The 20,095-nt window shown below is 72.0% G+C and carries 20 protein-coding genes and 1 pseudogene; 10 read left to right on the top strand and 11 right to left on the bottom strand.

Annotated features, from left to right (window positions below; all coding sequences use genetic code 11):
- Positions 1-169: 169 nt before the first annotated feature.
- From VI078_14555 to ileS, 10 genes are all read right to left on the bottom strand, one after another.
- Positions 170-607, bottom strand: a complete 438-nt coding sequence (locus VI078_14555; GenBank protein ID HEY6000506.1) for a prepilin-type N-terminal cleavage/methylation domain-containing protein — start codon at positions 605-607, stop codon at positions 170-172.
- Between the two features lie 7 nt (positions 608-614).
- Entirely contained in the window at positions 615-1,061 is a 447-nt protein-coding gene (gene gspG / locus VI078_14550) for a type II secretion system major pseudopilin GspG (protein ID HEY6000505.1), read from the bottom strand.
- On the bottom strand, positions 1,025-2,119 hold the full coding sequence (locus VI078_14545) for a type II secretion system F family protein (GenBank protein HEY6000504.1): 1,095 nt from the start codon (positions 2,117-2,119) through the stop codon (positions 1,025-1,027). Before VI078_14545 ends, gspG begins: the two co-directional genes overlap by 37 nt.
- A 125-nt stretch (positions 2,120-2,244) precedes the next feature.
- Positions 2,245-3,846 carry a type II secretion system ATPase GspE gene (gspE, locus tag VI078_14540; protein HEY6000503.1) on the bottom strand — a complete coding sequence of 534 codons (1,602 nt, stop codon included), beginning with the start codon at positions 3,844-3,846 and terminating at the stop codon, positions 2,245-2,247.
- A 26-nt stretch (positions 3,847-3,872) separates the two neighbouring features.
- Entirely contained in the window at positions 3,873-4,325 is a 453-nt protein-coding gene (locus tag VI078_14535) for a hypothetical protein (protein HEY6000502.1), read from the bottom strand.
- Between the two features lie 52 nt (positions 4,326-4,377).
- Positions 4,378-4,812, bottom strand: coding sequence for a YkgJ family cysteine cluster protein (locus tag VI078_14530; protein ID HEY6000501.1), 435 nt, complete (start codon positions 4,810-4,812; stop codon positions 4,378-4,380).
- Positions 4,809-5,831 carry a tRNA-dihydrouridine synthase family protein gene (locus VI078_14525; GenBank protein ID HEY6000500.1) on the bottom strand — a complete coding sequence of 341 codons (1,023 nt, stop codon included), beginning with the start codon at positions 5,829-5,831 and terminating at the stop codon, positions 4,809-4,811. Before VI078_14525 ends, VI078_14530 begins: the two co-directional genes overlap by 4 nt.
- 11 nt (positions 5,832-5,842) lie before the next feature.
- Positions 5,843-6,625, bottom strand: coding sequence for a tetratricopeptide repeat protein (locus VI078_14520; protein HEY6000499.1), 783 nt, complete (start codon positions 6,623-6,625; stop codon positions 5,843-5,845).
- Positions 6,622-7,116, bottom strand: a complete 495-nt coding sequence (locus VI078_14515) for a hypothetical protein (GenBank protein ID HEY6000498.1) — start codon at positions 7,114-7,116, stop codon at positions 6,622-6,624. Before VI078_14515 ends, VI078_14520 begins: the two co-directional genes overlap by 4 nt.
- Before the next feature lie 32 nt (positions 7,117-7,148).
- The gene (gene ileS / locus VI078_14510) at positions 7,149-9,932 is read right to left on the bottom strand and encodes an isoleucine--tRNA ligase (protein HEY6000497.1); all 2,784 of its coding nucleotides are present in this window, start codon (positions 9,930-9,932) and stop codon (positions 7,149-7,151) included.
- A gap of 171 nt (positions 9,933-10,103) precedes the next feature.
- Here ileS and VI078_14505 point away from each other — a divergent pair, with 171 nt between their 5' ends.
- The 8 genes and pseudogenes from VI078_14505 (at position 10,104) to VI078_14470 (ending at position 16,814) form a co-directional block, all read left to right on the top strand.
- The gene (locus VI078_14505) at positions 10,104-11,942 is read left to right on the top strand and encodes a tetratricopeptide repeat protein (GenBank protein ID HEY6000496.1); all 1,839 of its coding nucleotides are present in this window, start codon (positions 10,104-10,106) and stop codon (positions 11,940-11,942) included.
- 60 nt (positions 11,943-12,002) lie between these two features.
- Entirely contained in the window at positions 12,003-12,287 is a 285-nt protein-coding gene (locus VI078_14500) for a hypothetical protein (GenBank protein ID HEY6000495.1), read from the top strand.
- Positions 12,284-12,895 (top strand): methyltransferase domain-containing protein, encoded by a 612-nt coding sequence (locus VI078_14495; GenBank protein ID HEY6000494.1) that lies wholly within the window; start codon positions 12,284-12,286, stop codon positions 12,893-12,895. Before VI078_14500 ends, VI078_14495 begins: the two co-directional genes overlap by 4 nt.
- Positions 12,896-13,028: 133 nt before the next feature.
- The gene (gene hgcA / locus VI078_14490; GenBank protein ID HEY6000493.1) at positions 13,029-14,024 is read left to right on the top strand and encodes a mercury methylation corrinoid protein HgcA; all 996 of its coding nucleotides are present in this window, start codon (positions 13,029-13,031) and stop codon (positions 14,022-14,024) included.
- A gap of 4 nt (positions 14,025-14,028) precedes the next feature.
- Positions 14,029-14,298: pseudogene (gene hgcB / locus VI078_14485) on the top strand (mercury methylation ferredoxin HgcB).
- Positions 14,299-14,662: 364 nt separating this feature from the next.
- Entirely contained in the window at positions 14,663-15,370 is a 708-nt protein-coding gene (locus tag VI078_14480; protein ID HEY6000492.1) for a metal-dependent transcriptional regulator, read from the top strand.
- Complete coding sequence (locus VI078_14475) at positions 15,367-16,113, top strand: creatininase family protein (GenBank protein HEY6000491.1); 747 nt, start codon at positions 15,367-15,369, stop codon at positions 16,111-16,113. Before VI078_14480 ends, VI078_14475 begins: the two co-directional genes overlap by 4 nt.
- 113 nt (positions 16,114-16,226) lie before the next feature.
- Positions 16,227-16,814, top strand: coding sequence for a response regulator (locus VI078_14470; protein HEY6000490.1), 588 nt, complete (start codon positions 16,227-16,229; stop codon positions 16,812-16,814).
- Between the two features lie 7 nt (positions 16,815-16,821).
- On the opposite strand, the gene VI078_14465 is transcribed toward VI078_14470, so the two are convergent.
- Positions 16,822-17,673, bottom strand: coding sequence for a HEAT repeat domain-containing protein (locus tag VI078_14465; GenBank protein ID HEY6000489.1), 852 nt, complete (start codon positions 17,671-17,673; stop codon positions 16,822-16,824).
- 235 nt (positions 17,674-17,908) lie between these two features.
- On the opposite strand from VI078_14465, the gene VI078_14460 reads away from it, so the two are divergent.
- Together VI078_14460 and VI078_14455 are read left to right on the top strand one after the other, a co-directional pair.
- Positions 17,909-19,726: an ABC transporter ATP-binding protein gene (locus VI078_14460; GenBank protein ID HEY6000488.1), complete on the top strand. Its 1,818-nt coding sequence runs from the start codon at positions 17,909-17,911 to the stop codon at positions 19,724-19,726.
- A 107-nt stretch (positions 19,727-19,833) separates the two neighbouring features.
- On the top strand, positions 19,834-20,095 hold a 262-nt coding region (locus VI078_14455), incomplete at its 3' end, for a PAS domain-containing protein (protein HEY6000487.1).

The raw sequence follows: 20,095 nt of genomic DNA, 5'->3' as shown, positions 1-20,095 counted from the left end.
AGGCTCGGGTGCGTCGTCGCCGCCTGCTCCGGCGCGGCGCCGAGCACGCAGTTCGGCTTGACCAGCACCCGCCGGCCGGCCAGCGGCGGCGCGAAGCGCTCGAGCGCCTCCTCCACGAGCACCGCCGGCACCGGGTAGGAGGCGCGCCGGACGAGGACCGTGGCGGCCGTCAGGGCGCCTCGACGACGGCAGCCAGCCCGGTGAACGCGCCGACGGCGACGCGACGCTCGCGTCCGCGCCGGTCGCGCAGCACCAGCGCCATGCCGGTGGAGGAGCCCTGCGGGAAGTAGCGCACCCGGTCGGGGCGACAGGAGACGATCGTCATGCCCTCGGGGACGCGGAAGTCGCGCGGCTCGCCGGATCCGCCTCGCAGCACCAGCCTCCCCTCGCGCGGGCGGCAGGCGACCTCCAGCTCGGCCCGCCCGAGCACCGCGCGCCGGCGCACGTCGTCGAGGAACGCGGCGGTGCGGCGCCCGGCCGTTTCGGCGCGGGCGGACTCCAGCGCCGGCTGCAGGGCCGGGTAGGCGATGACGCCGGCGATCGCGAGGACGACGAGGACGAGGAGGACTTCGATCAGCGTGAAGCCCGCGCGGGCGGGGGCAGCCACCGCTGCGTCATTCCTCTTCGCCGTAGCGGATTTCCTTCTTCCCGTCCCCGGTCGAGGCGAGTGTGAAGGCGTTCCCCCCCTCCTGGACCTGGTAGGTGTAGTCGTTCCCCCAGGGGTCCTTGGGGACCTTGCCCTTCTGCAGGTAGGGGCCCTTCCAGCGCGGCGAGGAGGACTGCACCAGGTCGCCGAGGGCCGGCGGGTACTCGCCGACGTCGAGCCGGTAGCTGTCGAGGGCCAGCGCCATGATCTCCATCTGCGTGCGGGTGGTCTGGATCTTGGCCTTGTCGACCTGCGGGAAGAACTGCTGGTAGACGATCATCGAGAACAGGCCGAGGATGACCATCACGACGAGCAGCTCGATGAGCGTCAGGCCGCGCTCATCGCGCAGGCCGGGGAGGCCCCGGCGCGCCGCCGCCGCTAGAGGGCGAGCTGGTTGACGCTGAAGATCGCCCATAGGATCGAGAGGATGATGGCACCGATGACGACGCCCATGAGAAGAATGATAACGGGCTCGAGGAGCGAAAGCAACCGGCGCGCCGAGGTCTCGACGTCCCGGTCGTAGCTGGAGGCCACGGTGAGCATCATCTCCTCGAGGCGCCCGGTCTCCTCGCCGACGGCGACCATGTGCAGGAACAGCGGCGGGAACACCCCGGCGCGCCGCAGCGGCTCGGCGACGCCCTGCCCCTCCTTGAGGCCGCTCTGCACGCGGGCGAGCGAGGCGGCGAACACCGAGTTGTTCAGCGTCCCCGTGACGATCTCCAGCGCGCGCAGGATCGGCACGCCGCTGGCGATCAGCGTGCCGAAGACGCGCGCGAAGCGCGAGACCTGGACCTTCACCGCCAGGTCCCCGGCCAGCGGCAGGCCGAGCACGGCGCGGTCCCACCAGGCGCGCCAGCGCGGCGTGCGCGCCGCGGCGCTCAGCGCGCCCCCGAGCGCCACCAGCGCGGCGCCGATGACCCACCAGGCGCTGCGCACGAAATCGCTCACGGCCAGCAGCAGCCGCGTCGGCGCCGGCAGCTTGCTGCCCAGGTCCCCGAAGACGCCGGCGAACCGCGGCACGACGACGACGATCAGGAGCGTGACCGCCCCGACCGCGAACGCGCTCAGGAACGCCGGATAGAGCAGCGCCGAGACGACGACGTCGCGGATGCGCTGCCACTCCTCGAGGAACTCGGCCAGCCGCTTGAGGATCTGGTCGAGCGCGCCGCCGGCCTCGCCCGCGCGCACCATGCTCACGTACAGCTCGTTGAAGGTGCGCGGGTGGCGCGCCAGCGCGTCGGCGAACGAGGCGCCCTCCTCGACCGAGCGGCGGACCCGCGCGATGATGCCCCGGAACTCCGGAGCGTCGGCGACCTCGCCCGCGATGCCGAGCGCGTGGTCGAGGGGGATCCCGGCCTCGAGCAGCACCGCGAGCTGGCGGGAGAACTCCGCGAGCCGCCGCCCCCCCCCGCCGCCGCGGCCCAGGCGCGGGAGCCCGGCCGCCGGCTCGGCGTCGGCCGCGGCCGGCCGCACGGCGAGCGGGTAGAAGCCCAGCTCCTGCAGGCGCCCGGCGACGCTGGCGGCGTCCGCGGCCTCGATGCGGCCGTCGACGGTCTTGCCCTCGCGGTCGGTGGCACGGTAGGCGAAGGTCGGCAGGGCTATTCCTCCTGCGTCACGCGCAGGACCTCGGCGACGGTCGTCACGCCGCGCGCCGCCTTCTCCAGACCGTCGCCGCGCATCGTGCGCATGCCGGTGCGCATCGCCGCCTCGCGGATCGCGCCCGCGCTGGCGTGCGAGAGCACCAGGCCGCGGATCGTGTCGTCGAGCGGCAGCAGCTCGAAGATCCCGAGCCGCCCGCGGAAGCCGGTGCCGTTGCAGCTCTCGCAGCCCCTGCCGGCGCGGTAGTCGGCCGGCGCGCCGGGGTCGGCGCCGAGCGAGCGCAGCAGCGCGGGGTCCGGCGGCGCGGGGGTCGAGCACTCGGGGCAGATGCGGCGCACGAGCCGCTGCGCGATGATCCCGATCACGGCGGAGGCGATGAGGAAGCTCTCGACGCCCATGTCCTCGAGGCGGGTCACGGCCCCCGCCGCGTCGTTGGTGTGCACCGTCGAGAAGACGAGGTGGCCGGTGAGCGCCGACTGGATGGCGATGTCCGCGGTCTCGCGGTCGCGGATCTCGCCGACGAGGATGACGTCCGGGTCCTGGCGCACGATCGAGCGCAGCCCGGAGGCGAAGGTGAGGCCGATCTTGGGCATGACCTGGATCTGGTTGACGCCCGCGAGCTGGTACTCGACGGGGTCCTCGATCGTGACGATCTTCTTCTCCGGCGAATTGAGCCGGTCGAGGACCGCGTAGAGGGTCGTCGTCTTGCCGCTGCCGGTCGGGCCCGTGACCAGGAGCATGCCGTAGGGGCGGGTGATGAGCTTCTCGAAGGCCGCCAGCTCCCGCCCCACGAAGCCGAGCGTCGCCAGGTCGAGGAACACGCGCGAGCGGTCGAGCAGCCGCAGCACGAGGCTCTCGCCGAAGACCGTCGGCACCGTGGAGACGCGGATGTCGATGCCGCGCTCGCCGACGCGGACGCGGATCCGCCCGTCCTGCGGCAGCCGGCGCTCGGCGATGTTCATTTTCGCCATGAGCTTGACGCGCGAGACGATCGCCGCCGTCAGCCGCCGCGGCGGCGACTCCACCTCGTGGAGCACGCCGTCGACGCGGGAGCGCACGATCAGGCGGTCCTCGAACGGCTCGAAGTGGATGTCGCTCGCGCCGGCCTCGGCCGCGCGGGTGATGATCAGGTTCACGAGCCGGATGACCGGCGCCTCCGACGCCAGGTCGCGCAGGTGCTCGGCGTCCTCCTCGGCCTCGCCCGAGAGAATTTCCACGTCGCCGCTGCCCATGTCCTCGATGATCTTCTGGACGGTCGTCGAGCCCGAGCCGTAGAGCCGCTCGACCGCTTCGAGGATGTCGGCCTCCTCGCCGACGGCGGGCTCCGCCTCCAGGCCGGTCCAGGCGCGGATGGCCTCGAGCGTCGCCGTGTCGGCCGGGTCGGCCATCGCCACCCGCAGCCTCCCGGCCTCGACCGCGAGCGGCAGGCAGCGGTAGCGGCGCAGGAACTTCACCGAGAGGCCGGTCCCCGCCCACGGCGTCTCGGGGTAGCCGCCGGCCTCCAGGTACGGCAAGCCGAGGCGGGCCGCCAGCTCGCGTCCGCCCTCGCGCTGCGTCGTCGCGCCGCCGCCCGTGTCCGTTGCCGCCGGCTCGTTCGCCATGTGTCCCTCCGCGCGCGCAGCGCGCCCTAGAAGACCTTCCCGAGGATGAAGCCGATGAGCACGCCCGTCATCAGGATCGTCGCCGCGACGCGCGCCTCGAAGACCTGCCGCCCCTTGCCGATGTTGATGCCCACGAGCGAGGTGAAGAACGCCGCGCCGTTGATGAGCAGGAACAGCGGCCAGGTGAGCGCCTTGACGATGAGCGGCCCGGCGATCGGGAAGGCGGCGAGCCAGCCGAGCGCCAGCGCGAAGAGCGCGCCGAAGATGTGCGTGGCGAGGCCCCAGAGCACGGCGCCGGCCGCGATGACCGAGCCCTCCCAGTGCAGCCGCACGCCGACCGCCACGAAGGCGGCGAGGACCGACCAGAAGAAGACCTGGCGCGCGGTGTAGCGCCGCCCGTGGCGCTCGGGCGGGGTTGCGGGGGCGCCGGCCTCCGGGCCCGCGGGCGCGCCGTCACCGACATCGGGTTCTCCGGGCATGATTCTGGAATATAGCGCCAAACGCGCGGCAAGGCGAGGCACGCGGCGCCCCTCAGCGGCCGCCGCGCGCCGGCGGTCGCACCGGCTCGCGCGCCAGCTCCTCGATGCGCTCGGCCCCGAAGAGCTCGCCCGAGCCCATCCCCGGACAGCCGGCGGCCTCCTTCTCCCAGGCGCCGCGCGAGGCGACGATGCGCGGCCAGAAGGGCCACGTCCGGCACTGGCGCGGGCGCGCCTCGTAGGCCAGGCACCCGGCGCCGGGCACGAAGAGGACGCAGCGGCCGTCCTCCTCCTCGCGCAGGCTCAGCAGCCCGAACTCGCGCCGCGTGTGGCGCTCGATGAAGGCCGGCTCGTCCAGCCCGAGCCGGGCGGCGAGCGCGGCCGCCTCGCCGGCGCGAAGCCACACGTACCCGGGTCCGCCCGTGCAGCAGGCGCCGCAGCGGCGGCACGCGAAGCGCAGCCCGTCCGCGTACCAGGGGGCCTCGCTCACGCCAGCGTCTCCCCGGCGTCCTCCTGCCGCGAGAAGAAGTCCTTGGCGATCCGCCGCGCCGTCCCGACGTCCGCGGCGTTCTGGACCTCCTTCCAGAGCTGGTGGCCGAACTTGTAGTTCTTCGCGAAGTAGCCGGTGAACTCGCGCAGCCGGTACAGGTCGCGCGGGTGGCCGAGGTGCTCGTGCAGGAGCTTGGCGAGGCGGCGGTAGACGGCGCTGCGCGTGCGCAGCCGCAGCGGCGGCACCGGCAGGCCCCAGCCGGCGGCGATCTCGCGGAAGATCCACGGCCGCTCCGCCGCCGCGCGGCCGATCATGACGCCGGCGCAGCCGGTCTCGGCGAGCAGGCGCTCGGCGTCCGCCGAGGACCGCACGTCGCCGTTGCCGATCACCGGGATGCGCACCGCGGCGGCCACCGCCGCGATCGGCTCCCAGCGCGCCGGGCGGCAGAGCTTCTCGCGGGCGGTGCGGCCATGGACGACGATCCCGTCGGCCCCTGCGGCCTCCAGGAGGCGCGCGAACTCGAGGAGGCGCGCGCCGTCCTCCTCGGCCCGGATCTTGAAGAGCAGCGGCCCCGTGACCGCCTGGCGCATCGCCTCCGCCATGCGCCAGGCCCGGCTCAGGTCGCGCGCGAGCGCCCCCCCGGCGCCCTGCCGCAGGATCTCGGGGGCGGGGCAGCCGAAGTTCAGGTCCCAGACCTCGGGGCGCCAGCCGTCGCCGGCCGCCACCGCGGGCGCGATCTGCTCGGGCTCGGCGGCGAAGATCTGCAGGCACAGGGGACGTCCGCGCTCGGCCGCCGCCAGCTGTCGCGAGCGTCCGGGCAGCTCGTGGCGCAGCGCGCGGGCGCTGAGCATCTCGGAGTAGAAGAGCCCGACGCCGCCGAGCTCGCCGAGCAACCGGCGCAGCGGGGCGTGGGTGAGCCCGGCCATCGGCGCGAGCACCAGCGGCGGGAAGACGCTGAGCGATCCGATCCGGAGGGCTGCCGGCCGGAAGGCGCCGGCCGCGGGGGCGGGCTCGGACACGCGGTGAGCCCCTACTTGATCAGCTTGAGGTAGATGCGCGACTGCTCCCCGAGCTCGCCGGCCGGTTCCAGCTCGACGACCCTGCGGAACTGCGCCGCCGCCTCGCCCTTGCGCCCGAGCTTGAAGAGCGTCATGCCCAGCTCGTAGTGCGCGCGCACGGCGTCGGGGCGCAGGCGGGCCGCCTCCGCGTACGCGCGCTCCGCCTCCGCGAGGCGGCCGAGGCGCGCGTAGCTCAGGCCGACGCCGAACTGCCCGTCGAAGTTCTCGGGCAGGATCTTCAGCGAACGCTCGTAGGCCTCGATGGCCTCTTCGTAGTTGCCGAGGCGGTACTGCGCGTTCCCGAGGTTGAAGGCCGCGATCTCGGGCGTCGGGTAGGCGAGGTTCGCGAGCGCCTTCTTGAACTCGCCGGCCGCCTCGGCGGGGTGCTCCTGCGCGAGGTAGACGAGGCCCAGGTTGTTGTGCGCCTCCGCCGCCTTCGGGTCCAGCGCGAGCGCGCGCTTGAACTCGCCCTCGGCGGCCCCGTAGTCCTCCCCGTAGAAGTAGATCGCGCCCAGCGTCTGGTGGAACTGCGCGTTCCCGGGCTCGATCCCGATCGCCTGCGTCAGCTCCGGGTAGGCGGCGCGCCGGTTGACCTCGCTCTGGATGCCGCCAGGCTGCTGGAGCGCCGCCGTGGCCATGCGGTAGTGGGCTTCCGCGTTCTGGCGGCGCGTCGCCGTGGCGTCCACGCAGCCGGCGAGCGCGGCGCACCCGACCGCGGCGAGCAGGGCCGCGGGCGCGCAGGCGCGGACGCTCACTGGACCTCGTCGATGATCGTGAACGTGGTGCGGTACTCGGTGCGGGCCACGGCCCCGACCGGTATGGACGCGCAGACCTTGAACGAGCCGGACTGCAGGACCTCGAGCGTGGTGCCGAAGACGGGGTTGTCCGGGTCGGTGTCGTCGATGGTCCCGTTGTAGACCAGGCCGCTGAAGGAGCCGAGGGCGGCGCCCGCGGCGTTGAAGGGCGTGAGGGTGATGACGACGTCCGCGACGTTCATGTCCCCCGTGTTCGTGACCGTCCCCCAGAAGACGGTCCCCCCCGGCGAGCACCCCTCGCTCGCGGCGCCGATGGTATCGGCCTGCAGCGTGGTGAGCGTGACCTTGCCCTCGGGCTGCTCGGGCGTGAAGGGGGTCCCGGGAAAGCTCGGCCAGTGATCGTCGAAGTACGTGCAGCCGGGCGCCGCCAGCAGCGCCGCGGCCAGCCAGAGCGCGCCCCAGCGCGCCGCGGTGCGGCCCTTCCTGTTCATGCGCGCATTCTTCCGCACCGCCCCTGACACTGTCAAGCCTGCCCCCCCCGCTTCGCCCGGATGACCGCCAGCGCCGAGGCGCAGCGCGGGCAGACCTCGGGGTGCGCCGCGTCCGCGCCGACGCCCTCGGACCACGTCCAGCAGCGGCCGCACTTGCGCCCGCCCGCCCGCCGCACCTCGACCGCGGGGCTCGCGGCGGCCGGGTCCTCGCGCACGGTGACGCCGGTCACGATGAAGATCTCCTTGAGCTGCGTCTCGCCGAAGGAGGCCAGCAGCGCGACGGTGCCCGCGTCCGCGCCGATCGTCACCGCCGCCTCGAGCGACTTGCCGATCTCGCCGCGCGCGCCCTCGAGGGCCTTGGTGACGGCCCGCCGGACCTCCAGCAGGCGCTCCCAGCGCGCGAGGAGCGCCTCCGCGTCCGCGGGGGCAGCTGTCGGCGCACAGGTCGCGAGGAAGACGCTCGCGGCCTTGCCCGGGCGCGCGGGCATCGCCTGCCAGATCTCCTCCGCCGTGAACGAGAGCACGGGGGCCATGAGCAGCGTCAGCGACTCGAGCACGCGGTGGAGCACCGTCTGCGAGGCGCGCCGGGCCGGGTCGTCGGGGGCGAGCACATACAGGCGGTCCTTGAGCACGTCGAGGTAGAACGCGGAGAGGTCGACCGAGCAGAAGTTGAGCAGCGCGTGGTAGACCACGTGGAACTGGCAGTCGCGGTAGGCCTCGAGCACGCGCCGCTCGAGCTGCGCCAGCCGCGCGAGCGCCCAGCGGTCGATCTCGGGTGCCGCCGCGGCGTCCACCGCGTGTGCCGCCGGGTCGAAGTCGGCGAGGTTGCCGAGGAGGAAGCGCGCGGTGTTGCGGATCCGGAAGTACGCCTCGGCCAGGCGCTTGAGGATCTCCTGGGAGATGCGGATGTCGTTCGTGTAGTCCTCGGCCGAGACCCAGAGCCGCAGGATCTCGGCTCCGTACTGCTTGATGATCTCCTGCGGCGCGATGACGTTGCCCACCGACTTGGACATCTTCTTGCCGCTGGCGTCGACCACGTACCCGTGCGTGAGCACGCCGCGGTAGGGCGCCCCGCCGTGCGTCGCGACGCCGGTGAGCAGCGCGCTGTGGAACCAGCCGCGGTGCTGGTCCGATCCCTCGAGGTAGAGGTCCGCCGGCCAGGGCAGCCCCCGCGCCTCGAGCACCGCGGCGTGGCTCACGCCGGAGTCGAACCAGACGTCGAGGATGTCGGTCTCCTTGCGCAGCCGCCCCCCGCCGCAGCCGGGGCAGGAGGCGCCGCCGCCGAGCAGCTCCGCGACGGGCGCGTCGAACCAGAAGTCGGCACCCTCGGCCCCGACGCGGGCGGCGACCCGCTCGAAGAGCTCCGGCGTGGCGATGACGCCGCCGCAGTCCTCGCAGAGCACCACCGTGATCGGCACGCCCCAGGAGCGCTGCCGGGAGATGCACCAGTCGGGGCGATGCGCGATCATTCCCGCGATGCGCTCGCGCCCCCACGCCGGGATCCAGCGCACCCGCTCGATCTGCTCGAGCGCCGCGGCGCGCAGGCCCCCCTCCTCCATGGAGATGAACCACTGGCTCGTCGCGCGGAAGATGACCGGCTGCTTGCAGCGCCAGCAGTGCGGGTAGCTGTGGGTGATCTGCCCCTCGCGCAGCAGGTTGCCGGCCTCGCGGATGGCGGCGACGACCACCGGGTTGGCGTCGAAGACCTTCTGGCCCGCGACCCGCTCGACGTCCGCGGCGAAGCGTCCCCGGTCGTCCACGGGACTGTAGACCTCCAGCCTGTAGCGGCGGCCGACGACGTAGTCCTCCTGCCCGTGGCCGGGCGCCGTGTGCACGAGACCCGAGCCCGCCTCGAGGGTGACGTGGTCGCCGAGGACGAAGCGCGACTCGCGCTCCAGGTAGGGGTGGCGGGCGACGAGGCCCTCGAGGTCGGCGCCGCGCACCTCGCGCACGATCGTCCACGGCGCGAGGCCGGCCTCGGCCATGACCGACGCTGCCAGGTCCTTGGCCACGACGTAGTAGTCGCCGCCGGCCTCGACGATCGCGTACACGAAGTCCGGGTGCGCGGCGATGGCGAGGTTCGCCGGGATCGTCCAGGGGGTCGTCGTCCAGATGACGGCGTAGGCCTGGCGCTCCGGCAACCCCGCGCCGACCGTCTCCCAGCCGCGGACGATCGGGAAGCGCACGAGGATCGACGGGGATTTCTTCTCCTCGTACTCGACCTCCGCCTCGGCAAGTGCCGTGCGGCAGGAAATGCACCAGTGCACCGGCTTGTGCCCGCGGTAGACTCGTCCCGCGGCGAAGCACTTCCCCAGCTCGCGGACGATGGTCGCCTGGTAGCCGAACGCCATCGTCAGATAGGGATTCTCCCATTCCCCGAGCACGCCGAGACGCTTGAACTCGGTGCGCTGGATGTCGACGAACCCCTCGGCATATTTGCGGCATTCCTTGCGGAACGTGCCTGTGGACATCTCCCTCTTCTTCGAGCCGAGGGTCTTGTCGACCTGCAACTCGATCGGGAGGCCATGGCAGTCCCATCCGGGAACATATGACGCGTCCATTCCCTCAAGGTTACGAGACTTTATGACGATGTCCTTGAGGATCTTATTGAGGGCGTGCCCCATGTGGATATGCCCGTTGGCATATGGCGGACCGTCATGGAGGATGTACTGCGTCTTCCCCTTGCGCGCCTCGCGGATCTTCCCGTAGATGCCCTGCGCTTCCCAGAATTCGAGCATGCCCGGCTCGCGGCGGGTCAGGTCGGCCTTCATCGGGAACGCCGTCTTCGGCAGGTTCAGCGTGTCCTTGTAATCCATCGCCCCTCCGGCTCTTCGTGCGGACAATCTGTCATTTGTACCCCGAACCGCCTCGCATGTCAAAGAATTCAGAAGGTTTCCGGGCCAGGATGCCCATCGCGCCTCGGACCGGTGGACGCAGCCTGTCGGCCAGAGGTAGACTGTGCGCAAGATTCTCGGGGAGCCATCCACGTGCCATTGAAACCGGGCATTCGTACGGAAGATACTGCTGACGAGCAACCTCGCGCGAATCGGAACGGAACCCGGCGGAGGGCCGTCCTGCCTGCAGCTCTCCTCCTCCTGCTGGTGGTCTCCGCCTATCTTCCCGCCCTGCGCAACGGATTCATCTGGGATGACGACACGAATGTCACGAACAACCCCGTGCTTACGCAGGACGACGGTCTGCGAAGAATATGGACCGATCTCCGCGCGAACGAGCAGTACTATCCCCTGACGCACACCAGCTTCTGGCTGGAGCGGCGGGCATTCGGCCTTCGTCCGTTCGGCTATCACCTCGACAACGTGCTCCTGCATGCCGGAAGCTCGGTGCTTCTGTGGCGGATACTTGCGTTCCTCGGCGTGCCAGGGGCCTGGTTTGCCGCGGCCGTCTTCGCGCTCCACCCGGTGCATGCCGAGTCCGTCGCCTGGGTGACGGAACGCAAGAACACCCTGTCAGGGTTCTTCATGATGCTCTCGGTCTTCTCGTTCGTTCATGCCCATCTGCGCGCGGAGCGCGATCCCGAGGCACGAAAGGCTCGCGCCGGGCAACTCCTACCACTCGGCTTCTTCCTTGCCGCCTTGCTGAGCAAGACGGCCGTGTGTCTCTTGCCGTTCGGGCTTGCAGCGATCGTCTGGTGGCGAAGGGGGAGGATCATCGGCCGGGATTTCCGCACGCTACTCCCCTTCGTTGCACTCGGCAGCGCGTTTGGCCTGCTCACCGCCTGGCTGGAGCAGAGCCACGTGGGCGCCTCGGGAAGCGAGTTCACCATGGATTTCGCGACGCGGTTCCTGATCGCCGGGCGGGCCTGGTGGTTCTATGTCTTCGAACTCTTCTGGCCGGCGGATCTTGTCTTTGTCCGCCCCCGTTGGGACATCAAGGCAACGGACCCGATGGCGTGGCTGTTCCCGGCGGCTGTGCTTCTGGCACTCGCGGTCCTGGTGCTCTGGAGGAGGCGTACCGGCAGGGGTCCCTTGGCGGCGGTGGCGTGGTATTCGGCGATGATCTTCCCCGCGCTCGGGTTCTTCAACGTATACTTCATGCGCTACGCATTCGTCCAGGACCATTTCCAATACCACGCGAGTGCGGGCATCCTCGCGGCTGCCGCGGGATCAGCCGCCTGGTGGTGGGAGAAGGGCCGTCGGAAGTTGACGACCGGCGCCTCCGGCGCGCTGAGAGTCGTCCTGCCACTGATCGTTCTGGCGCCCCTTTGGTGGCTGACGTGGCGGCAAACCCACATCTACCGTGACAACGAGACTCTCTGGAAGGACACCCTGGTGAAGAATCCCGCGGCCTTTGTGGCGCACTCAAACTACGGTCTCCTGCTCTTTGAGCGAGGCGATCTGAGCGCGGCCCTCGAGCATCAGCGCACGGCCCTTGTGCTGCACCCGGGGTGGGAGGAGTACTACAACCTCGCCAACACTCTGGCGAGGCTCGGCAGGATCGAGGAGGCCATTGACTGCTACCGCGCGTCCATCGAGCAGCGGCCGACCGCGGCGGCCTACACCAACATGGGGATCGAGTTGCAGGGAGTCGGCCGGCCCGCCGAGGGCATCGCGGCTTATCGGGAAGCCTTGAGACTGGAGCCGCGCTTCTTCCTGGCGCACTTCAACCTCGGGCTTGATCTCCTCAAGCAGGGTGCCTTCGCCGAAGCCTTGCCAAGCCTGCGAACAGCCGTCCTTCTCGCTCCGGACGTCCCGGCAGCGCACCAGAACTTGGGCGTTGCTCTGGGCAGGCTGGGCCTCGAGGCGGACGCGAAGGCCGAGTTCTCGACGGCGGCGCTGCTGCGTAGCCGCGTCGGCCGTCAAGAGTGAGCGCGTCCCGCTCCGACAGCGGGACCGCAGCCGAGCGCCGCGAGGGGATATACTGGGTGCGTGAACGCTGAAGGTGAGAACGGCCCGCCGCCGCTGAGCAACGCCGATCTGGCGCGGGTGCTCAGCCCGTTGCTGCTCTTCGTGCTCCACGCGGTCTACCTCGCCGTCTGGAGCCGGGAGCCCTTCTTCAACAAGTGGGTCGACGGGTCCTTCTCGTTCTTTCTCTCCCTCGTGCTCTGCAACATCGTCCGCTCCAGGGTCGTGGCGGCACACGCGGCGAGGCACGCCGCCCACGATCCCGCGCACAACCGCGAGGACCAGGACCGCGAGGGTCACGGCTCGTGAGCGCGCGGACGTTGCGACGCGCCTACACCCTGCTGGCGCCACTGTACGACCTGGCCCTCGAGTCCGTCTCCCGGAAGCCGCGGCGCGAAAGCCTGGCGCGGCTGGACCCCGCGCGCGACCGCGACGTGCTGATCTGCGGCGCCGGCAGCGGCCTCGACCTCCCGCACCTGCCTCCCTGCCGCAGCGTGACGGCGCTGGACCTGACGCCCGCGATGCTGCGGCGGGCGCGCGAGCGGGCGCGGCGCCTGGGGCGCGGCCCTTCCTTCGTAATCGGGGACGCGACCGCCCTGCCCTTTGCGGACGCCTCCTTCGACGCGATGGTCCTGCACCTGATCCTCGCCGTGGTCCCCCGCCCCGACCTCGCGCTCGCCGAGACCCAGCGCGTCCTGCGGCCCGGGGGGCGCGCGCTGGTCATGGACAAGTTCCTGCGCCCGGGGGAGCGCGCCTTCGTGAGGCGGTTCGCGAGCCTGTTCATCGGTCCGCTCCTGACGCGCACCGACGTGGTCTTCGAGGACGCGCTGGCGGCCGCGCCCGCGCTGCGCGTCACCGAGGACCGCCCGCTGCTGCTCGGCGGGTGGTTCAGGCTCATCACCCTCGCGAAATCCTGAGCCCGTCCGGACGACGTATACTGTCCCCATGAACGCACCGATCCCGCTGGCGCCGGCGGCGCCGACGCAATCCTCCTGATGTCCCACCGCGCCCGGCGGTCAGCCGGGCCCGGGGCTGCCGCCGGACGAGCGCGTGCGGACGGCGGTCTCCTCGTGGTCGCTGGATGACCGCCTCGGGCACTGGCGCGTGCGCTTCGGGGTCCGGCGCAAGAGCTTCCGCGTCGAGCCCGGGCTCTACGCCCTCGGCTCCCCCGGCGCCGATTCGCCGGTGCTGGCCAGCGCGAACTACCGGCTGAGCTTCGACCACCTGCGCCGCGCGCTCGCCGGACGCGACGCCTGGATCCTCGTGCTCGACACCCACGGCATCAACGTCTGGTGCGCCGCCGGCAAGGGGACCTTCGGCAGCGGGGAGATGGTCGCGCGGATCGCCTCCGTGGGCCTGGCGGCGCGCGTGCGCCACCGGACGATCGTCGTCCCGCAGCTCGGCGCGACCGGCATCGCCGCGCGGGAGGTCAGCCGGGACTCAGGGTTCGACGTGGTCTTCGGGCCGGTGCGCGCCGCCGATCTCCCCGCATTCCTCGACGCCGGGATGGCGGCCACGCCCCGGATGCGCCGCGTCACGTTCACGTTCGCCGACCGGCTGGTCCTCGTGCCGGTGGAGCTGGTCCAATCCGCCGGGTGGGTCGCGCCGCTGCTCGGCATCCTCCTGCTGGCCGGTGGGCTCGTCCCGGGCGGCTTCTCCTGGGAGGCGCTCGTGGCGCGCGCGCCGGCCACCGCAGCCGCCTGCGCCGGCGCACTGCTCGCCGGCTCCGCGCTGACCCCGCTGCTGCTCCCGTGGATTCCCGGGCGCGCCTTCGCGCTCAAGGGCGCCCTGCTCGGCGCACTCTGGGCGGCCGTCGCAGCGCCCCTGCTGCTGCGCGGGGAGCACGCGGCGGCGCTCGGGGGCTGGGCGGCGCTGCTCACGGTGGCCTCCGCGTTCTGCGCGATGCAGTTCACCGGCTCCTCGGTCATCACCTCGCTCTCCGGCGTCCGCCGCGAGATGCGGATCGCGCTGCCGCTGGAGATCGCCGGGGCGGCCATCGGCCTGGTGCTGGTCGCCGCCGGCCGCTATCTGGGCATGGGGGGATGAGGCTGTGGGACTGCTCTACCTGCGGAACGTGACGACCCTGCGCCTGGACCGCGCCGCCTGCGCCGGCTGCGGGGACTGCGTCGAAGTCTGCCCGCGGGAGGTGCTCGCGCTCGAGGACGGCACGGCGGTCGTGCGCGAACCCGACGCGTGCATCGAGTGCGGCGCCTGCGCGCTCAACTGCCCGACGGGCGCGCTGACGGTGCGCGCCGGCGTCGGCTGCGCCTCCGGCATCATCAGCGGCATGCTCGGCCGCGAAGGCGATTGCTGCTGCGTCCCCACCGAGGACGGCAGCACCCCAGATCCGCGCGTCCGCGCGGATCCAGCAGAGCAGCAGGCCTGTCAACCACTGGGAATGGCCCGGTTTCGCTCACGAAGAACGGGGCGGAAGAGATCAGGACGAGCCGGGTGACAAGCCTGCCCCCGCAGGTCGGCGCGTCCGCGCCGACTTGCTGTTGATCCACGCGGACGCGCGGATCCGGCAGAACAGCGGAAATCTCGACCACCCGGAATCGGCAGGTTTGCTTCACGACGAACGGGACGGAAACGGTCAAGGAGAACCAGGAGACAGGCCCGCCCCTGCTGGTCGGCGCGTCCGCGCCGACTTGCTCCGCGCCGGCGCATTCCCTACAATCGCCCCCATGCGCGAGCCACACGACCACTCCCACTCGCTCGAAGAGGCGCTCGAGGGGCTCTGGAGCGCCCGCGAGCAGGGCCGCGAGGGCCTCGAGGCGGTCCAGGAGGTCACCAAGGTCCCGCTCGAGGCGGACCTGGTGGCGCAGCTCACGGCGCAGGGCCTCGTCCAGGCCGAGGGCGGGCGGCTGACCCTCACGCCCGCCGGCGACGAGGCGGCGCGGCAGGTCATCCGGCGCCACCGCCTCGCCGAGCGGCTGCTCCACGACATCCTGCACATGGCGGTGGAGGCCACCGAGGAGAGCGCCTGCGAGTTCGAGCACATGCTCGCCGACCAGGTCACCGAGAGCATCTGCACCCTGCTCGGGCACCCGCGCGAGTGCCCCCACGGCTCGCCGATCCCCGAGGGCCGCTGCTGCCGCGAGGCGCGCCAGAGCGTCGAGAGCCTCGTCGTGCCGCTCACGCGCCTGGCCGCCGGCGAGGAGGGGAAGGTCGCCTACCTCAGCTCCGCCTCCCCCGCGCGGCTGCACAAGCTGATGGCGTTCGGGATCGCGCCGGGGATGCGCGTGCGCGTCCACCAGCACTACCCGACGATGGTCGTCCAGTGCGAGCACACGCAGCTGGCCATGGAGGAGGAGATCGCGCGGGACATCCACGTCTGGCGCGAGGGGACGGCGGCGTTGCGGGCCGCGCCACGGCCGGAGCCGGCGCGGTGATCCTCGACGACGTCACGATGCCCGAGTACGAGCGCGGGCTGGAGCGCTCCCGCACGGTGCTCATCCCCTTCGGCTCGCTCGAGGAGCACGGCGCGCACCTGCCGCTCTGCACCGACACCCTGCAGGTGGTCGAGGTCTGCCGGCGCGTGGCCGAGCGCACCGGCGCCCACGTCGCGCCGGCGGTCGCCTACGGGGTGCAGCGCAGCACGCGCAACCACCCCGGGACGATCGGCGTCTCGACGGCGACGCTGCGCGCGATCGCCCTCGACCTCGTGCGGGACTTCCACCGCCACGGCATGCGCTTCTTCGTGCTCATCTCCGGCCACGCCGGCCGCACGCACGTGCTGACGCTCGTCGACGCCGGCGAGCACCTGCTCGACGAGCTGCCCGACATCGCGGTCAGCGTCATCTCCGAGTACGACGAGGTGCGGGCGGCCGGGGCGGGGATCGTCGCGGCCCGCGACGACTCGCACGCCGGCGAGATCGAGACCTCGCGGGTGCTGCACCTGCGCCCCGAGCTGGTCAAGGGGACCTCGCCGGCGGAGTGGCCCGACTTCCCCGAGGCGCGGCTGGTGCGCGACAAGCGGCGGCACTGGCGCGGCGGCGTCTGGGGCGACCCGTCGGCGGCGAGCGCGGAGAAGGGCCGGCGCCTCACGGAACTGGCGGTGGAGCGCGTCGCGGCGCTCGTGCGCGAGCTCGAGGAGTACCGGGAGAGCCCGGCAGGGGGCGCGCCCGCCCGCTGATCCCGGCCTCCCGCCCCTTCCCCCGGGGCCTCCGCTGTGGTACATCTATGCCATCGAAATCCGACCCGTTCGGGCGGAGACGAAGCGCGCATGCCGTGCGCTGGGGGCGTGTCATGGCGTTCGAGTTCTGCTGGCAGCACAAGCGCTGCACCGCCGGCTGCAAGGTGCGCGACCTGCGGGTGATCTTCTGCTGGCACCTGGCGATAGCCGAGGGCCGCAAGGAGCGCGAGGAGTGCGCGGAGTGCTCGTACCGCCAGCGCTGGGCCGCGGGCGAGCTCTCCGTCGAGGAATTCGTGAAGGACCACGAGCGCCGGCAGGCGGCACGGCCGGGGCGGCGGGTGCTGGTGGTCGACGACGAACCGAACATCCTCTACGCGTTCGAGGAGACGGTGCGAAATCTCGGCTTCGAGTGCATCGCGGCCGGCGACGGCGAAGAGGCGCTGATCGTCGCGCGCGCCACGCGGCCGGACCTGATCGTCACGGACATCATCATGCCGCGGCTCAACGGCTATGAACTGTGCGAGCGGCTGAAACGCGACGAAGCCACGCGCGCGATCCCGCTGGTCATGGTCACCGTGCGCGCCCAGGAGGGAGACCTCGCGCGGGGCACGTCCGCCGGCGCCGATGCCTACCTCACCAAGCCGTTCCAGCTGCACGACCTCAAGCAGGTCATCGACACCCTGCTGCCCGCCGCCTCCTGACGCGCGGCTACAGCAGCGCGAGGGCCATCCTGGCGTTGGCGGAGAGGTCCGCGTCCGCCGACGCCGCCAGGCGCTCGAGTTCCGGCCGGGCCTCGCGCACGAGCGCGGGGTTGGCGGTGGCGAGGTTCCCCAGGGCGAGCACCGCGTAGCGCACGGTGTCGGGGTTGGCGCTGCGCAGGAAACGCAGCAGCTTCGGGATGTGCTCGCGCACCATGTCCGGGAAATGCTGGCCGACGCTGCCGAACGCCAGCAGGATGCCGCTGCAGGCCGCCTCGTGCGTCTTCTCCAGCTCGCGCACCAGCCGCGGGAAGATCTGCGGCAGCAGCTCCGGCGAGCTGGCGCCGATCTTGCCGAGCGCATGCGCCGCGGCCTCGCGCTCCTCGTCCTCGCCGCCGTCGAGAAGCGCGATGAGCCGCGGCACCGCGGCCCCGGCCAGGTCCGGGTGGTAGAAGCCGATGTTGCCGAGAGCACGGGCGGCGTCGGCGCGCGCCTGCGGCAGCGCGTCGTCGAGCAGTGCCCGCAGCCGCGGGACGGCGGCGGCCGCCGGCGCGCGGTGCGTGAAGACCGCCGTGCCGAAGGCGTTGGCGGCGTCGGAGCGCACCCAGGGCTCGGGGTGGTCGAGGAGCGCCGCGATGGCCGGGAGCACGGGGAAGACATCGTCCGGGTAGTCGAAGCCGACCCGCGCCACGACCTGCAGCAGCGAGCCGACGGCGTCGGGCTCGCCCGCGGCCAGCAGCGGCGCGGTCTCGGCGAGCAGCGAGGGCCGCTCGCGCAGCACCCGCTCGATCTCGCCGAAGCGGCCGGCGGCGAAGAGGGTCGCGAGGTCGCCGATTGCCGCCTGAGGAGGATCCTTTGGCATGGATGAATCAATACGCCTGGCGCCGGTGCCCGTCAACGCCCGGGCCGACCGGCCGATACTCGCCGGGCCAAACCGGCCTCCGCGGGTGGCCGTCCCACTCTTGACTTTGATCCCCGCTTCGCCGCACAATTCCCGTTGATCCTGTAACCGTCCATCACCGTCCGTTCGAGGAAAAGGCCGTTTTGGGGCACACCGGCGCACCCGGTGAAATGCATCGTTTCGCGGGGGTCGTGTCATGGAATCTCCACGGACGACGCTTCACATCGTCGCCCGCCTGCTCAGGCAGTTCGCGCCGGCGGAGTGGCGTCGCATCACGTTCGGGCTCCTGTTGGTCGCCGCCTCCTCCGCCGCGACTCTGCTGCAGCCGTGGCCTCTGAAGCTGGTCGTCGATGTCGTGCTCGGGGCGGAGGACCCGCCGGCGCTCCTCGCAAGGATCTCCGCCGCCCTCGGGGAGAGCGTCGCCTTGTTCGCCGAGCCGAATCGCGGCCTGCTGTTCGTGCTCTGCGCCGCCGTGCTGGCGATCGAGGCGATGGTCGGCCTCTTCAGGGTGGCCAGCAGCTATGTCTTCTCTGCAGCCGGCCTGCACATGGTTGTTCGCATGCGCGCCGTCCTCTTCGACCATCTCCAGCGCCTGTCGCTGGGCTACCACAGCTCCCGCCCGGTCGGCGACTCGCTGCACCGGGTCACGGCGGACACCGCGAGCGCAAACCAGATCTTCAGCGACGGCATCGTGCCCGGAGTGACGGCCGCCGCCACGCTCGTCGGCATCACCCTGGTCATGCTCTCGCGCGATGTGATGCTGACGCTGGCCGCTCTCTCGGTCGTCCCCCCGCTGGTGCTGCTCATCCGCAGGATGGACGCCACGATGACGGAACGCTCCAATCAGTGGTGCGCGCGCGAGAGCGAGATCAGCTCGACGGTGCAGGAAACCCTCACCGGGATTCGCGCCGTGCAGACCTTCGGCCGCGAGGAGCACGAGAGCGCGCGGGTGCGCCGGCACGCCCACGCCAGCTTCCGTGCCTCGCTCCGCTTCAACCTCCTCGAGGCCGGTTCGCAGGCGGCGGTCAACCTGTTTCTTGCCGCAGGCGTTGCGGTGGTCGTCTGGACCGCCGCCTCCCGCGTGATCGCCGGCCGTCTGACCGCCGGCGACGTGGTGCTCCTCGTGTCGTACGCCTGGATGCTCTACGAACCGCTCGAGATCCTCTCGTTCACCGCCGGGAACCTGCAGGGCGCCGCGGCGCGCGCCCGCCGCGTGTACGAGGTGCTGGACACGCTGCCAGGCATCGTGGACGCGCCGCGGGCGACCGCGCTGGCCGCGCCCGCCCGCGGGAGGGTCGTCTTCGAGGACGTCTCCTTCCGGTACCCCGGCGGGCCGCCGGTGCTCTCCGCGGTCTCGGTGGCCATCCCCGCCGGTGCGAGGGTCGCGCTCGTCGGACCCTCGGGCGCCGGCAAGAGCACCCTCGCCGGCATGATCGTGCGCTTCTACGATCCGACGTCCGGCAGGATCACGCTCGACGGGCACGACCTCAAGAGCCTTCAGCTCTCCTCGCTGCGCCGCAACATCGCCCTCGTGCTGCAGGAACCGATGCTCTTCGACGTCACGGTCGGCGAGAACATCGCGTACGGCAGGCCCGCCGCGACGGCGGCGCAGATCCGGGCGGCGGCGCGCTCCGCCGGTGCCCACGAGTTCATCGAACAGCTGCCGTCGGGCTACGAGACGCGGGTCGGCGGGCAGGGGCAGCTGCTCTCCCTCGGCCAGAGACAGCGCATCGCGATCGCGCGGGCGTTTCTCAGGGACGCGCCGATCCTCATCCTGGACGAGCCGACCAGTTCGCTCGACTCCGTCACCGAGGCGCTCGTGATGGCCTCGCTGCGAAAGCTGATGCGCGGGCGCACCACGGTCATCATCACGCATCGGCTCGCGGCGGTCGGGGACGTGGACCTGGTGATCGCCGTCAGTGACGGTGCGGCGACGGTGTCGTCCGAACTCCCGTCGTCGCGGGCCACCGTGCCGATCCCGATGGACGATCTTGTCCCGGTCGCGGTGCGCTGAACTCGCGCGTGAGCTAGCGCGTCCCTCCGCCTGGTGCCGCAGTGTCGGCAACGGGCCGGAAATGCGTTGACTTGGGACGGCCCGCTCTCTACCATCCGCTTCATCGTATGCGCACCGCGAAGAAACCGCCGGCCGGCGCCGGCGACAGCTGGCTGACCGCTCCCCTGCCCTGCGTCCTCATCGACCGGCGCGGCCGCATTCACGGCGCGAACCCGGCGGCCGCCGCGCTGCTGGAGACCGATGCCGCCGCGCTCGCCGGGCGCGACCTGCAGGAGCTGTTCGCGCCGGTCCCGCCGCTGGCGGCGCTGCTGCGCTCGCGCCGCACGCACGGCTTCGACGACCCCATCGAGGGGACGCTCGCCCGCCCCG

The organism is bacterium (assembly GCA_036524115.1).
In the GTDB taxonomy this organism is placed as follows: domain Bacteria; phylum JAUVQV01; class JAUVQV01; order JAUVQV01; family DATDCY01; genus DATDCY01.
Note: the sequence above shows the minus strand (reverse complement) of the source record. Positions and strands in the feature narration are given on the sequence as shown.

Excerpts from the sequence above, each read along its gene's own strand:
- gspG (HEY6000505.1), bottom strand. The coding sequence starts at position 1,061 with ATGGGCGATCTTCAGCGTCAACCAGCTCGCCCTCTAGCGGCGGCGGCG.
- gspE (HEY6000503.1), bottom strand. The coding sequence starts at position 3,846 with ATGGCGAACGAGCCGGCGGCAACGGACACGGGCGGCGGCGCGACGACG.
- VI078_14535 (HEY6000502.1), bottom strand. The coding sequence starts at position 4,325 with ATGCCCGGAGAACCCGATGTCGGTGACGGCGCGCCCGCGGGCCCGGAG.
- VI078_14515 (HEY6000498.1), bottom strand. The coding sequence starts at position 7,116 with ATGAACAGGAAGGGCCGCACCGCGGCGCGCTGGGGCGCGCTCTGGCTG.
- ileS (HEY6000497.1), bottom strand. The coding sequence starts at position 9,932 with ATGGATTACAAGGACACGCTGAACCTGCCGAAGACGGCGTTCCCGATG.
- VI078_14480 (HEY6000492.1), top strand. The coding sequence starts at position 14,663 with ATGCGCGAGCCACACGACCACTCCCACTCGCTCGAAGAGGCGCTCGAG.
- VI078_14470 (HEY6000490.1), top strand. The coding sequence starts at position 16,227 with ATGGCGTTCGAGTTCTGCTGGCAGCACAAGCGCTGCACCGCCGGCTGC.
- VI078_14465 (HEY6000489.1), bottom strand. The coding sequence starts at position 17,673 with ATGCCAAAGGATCCTCCTCAGGCGGCAATCGGCGACCTCGCGACCCTC.
- VI078_14460 (HEY6000488.1), top strand. The coding sequence starts at position 17,909 with ATGGAATCTCCACGGACGACGCTTCACATCGTCGCCCGCCTGCTCAGG.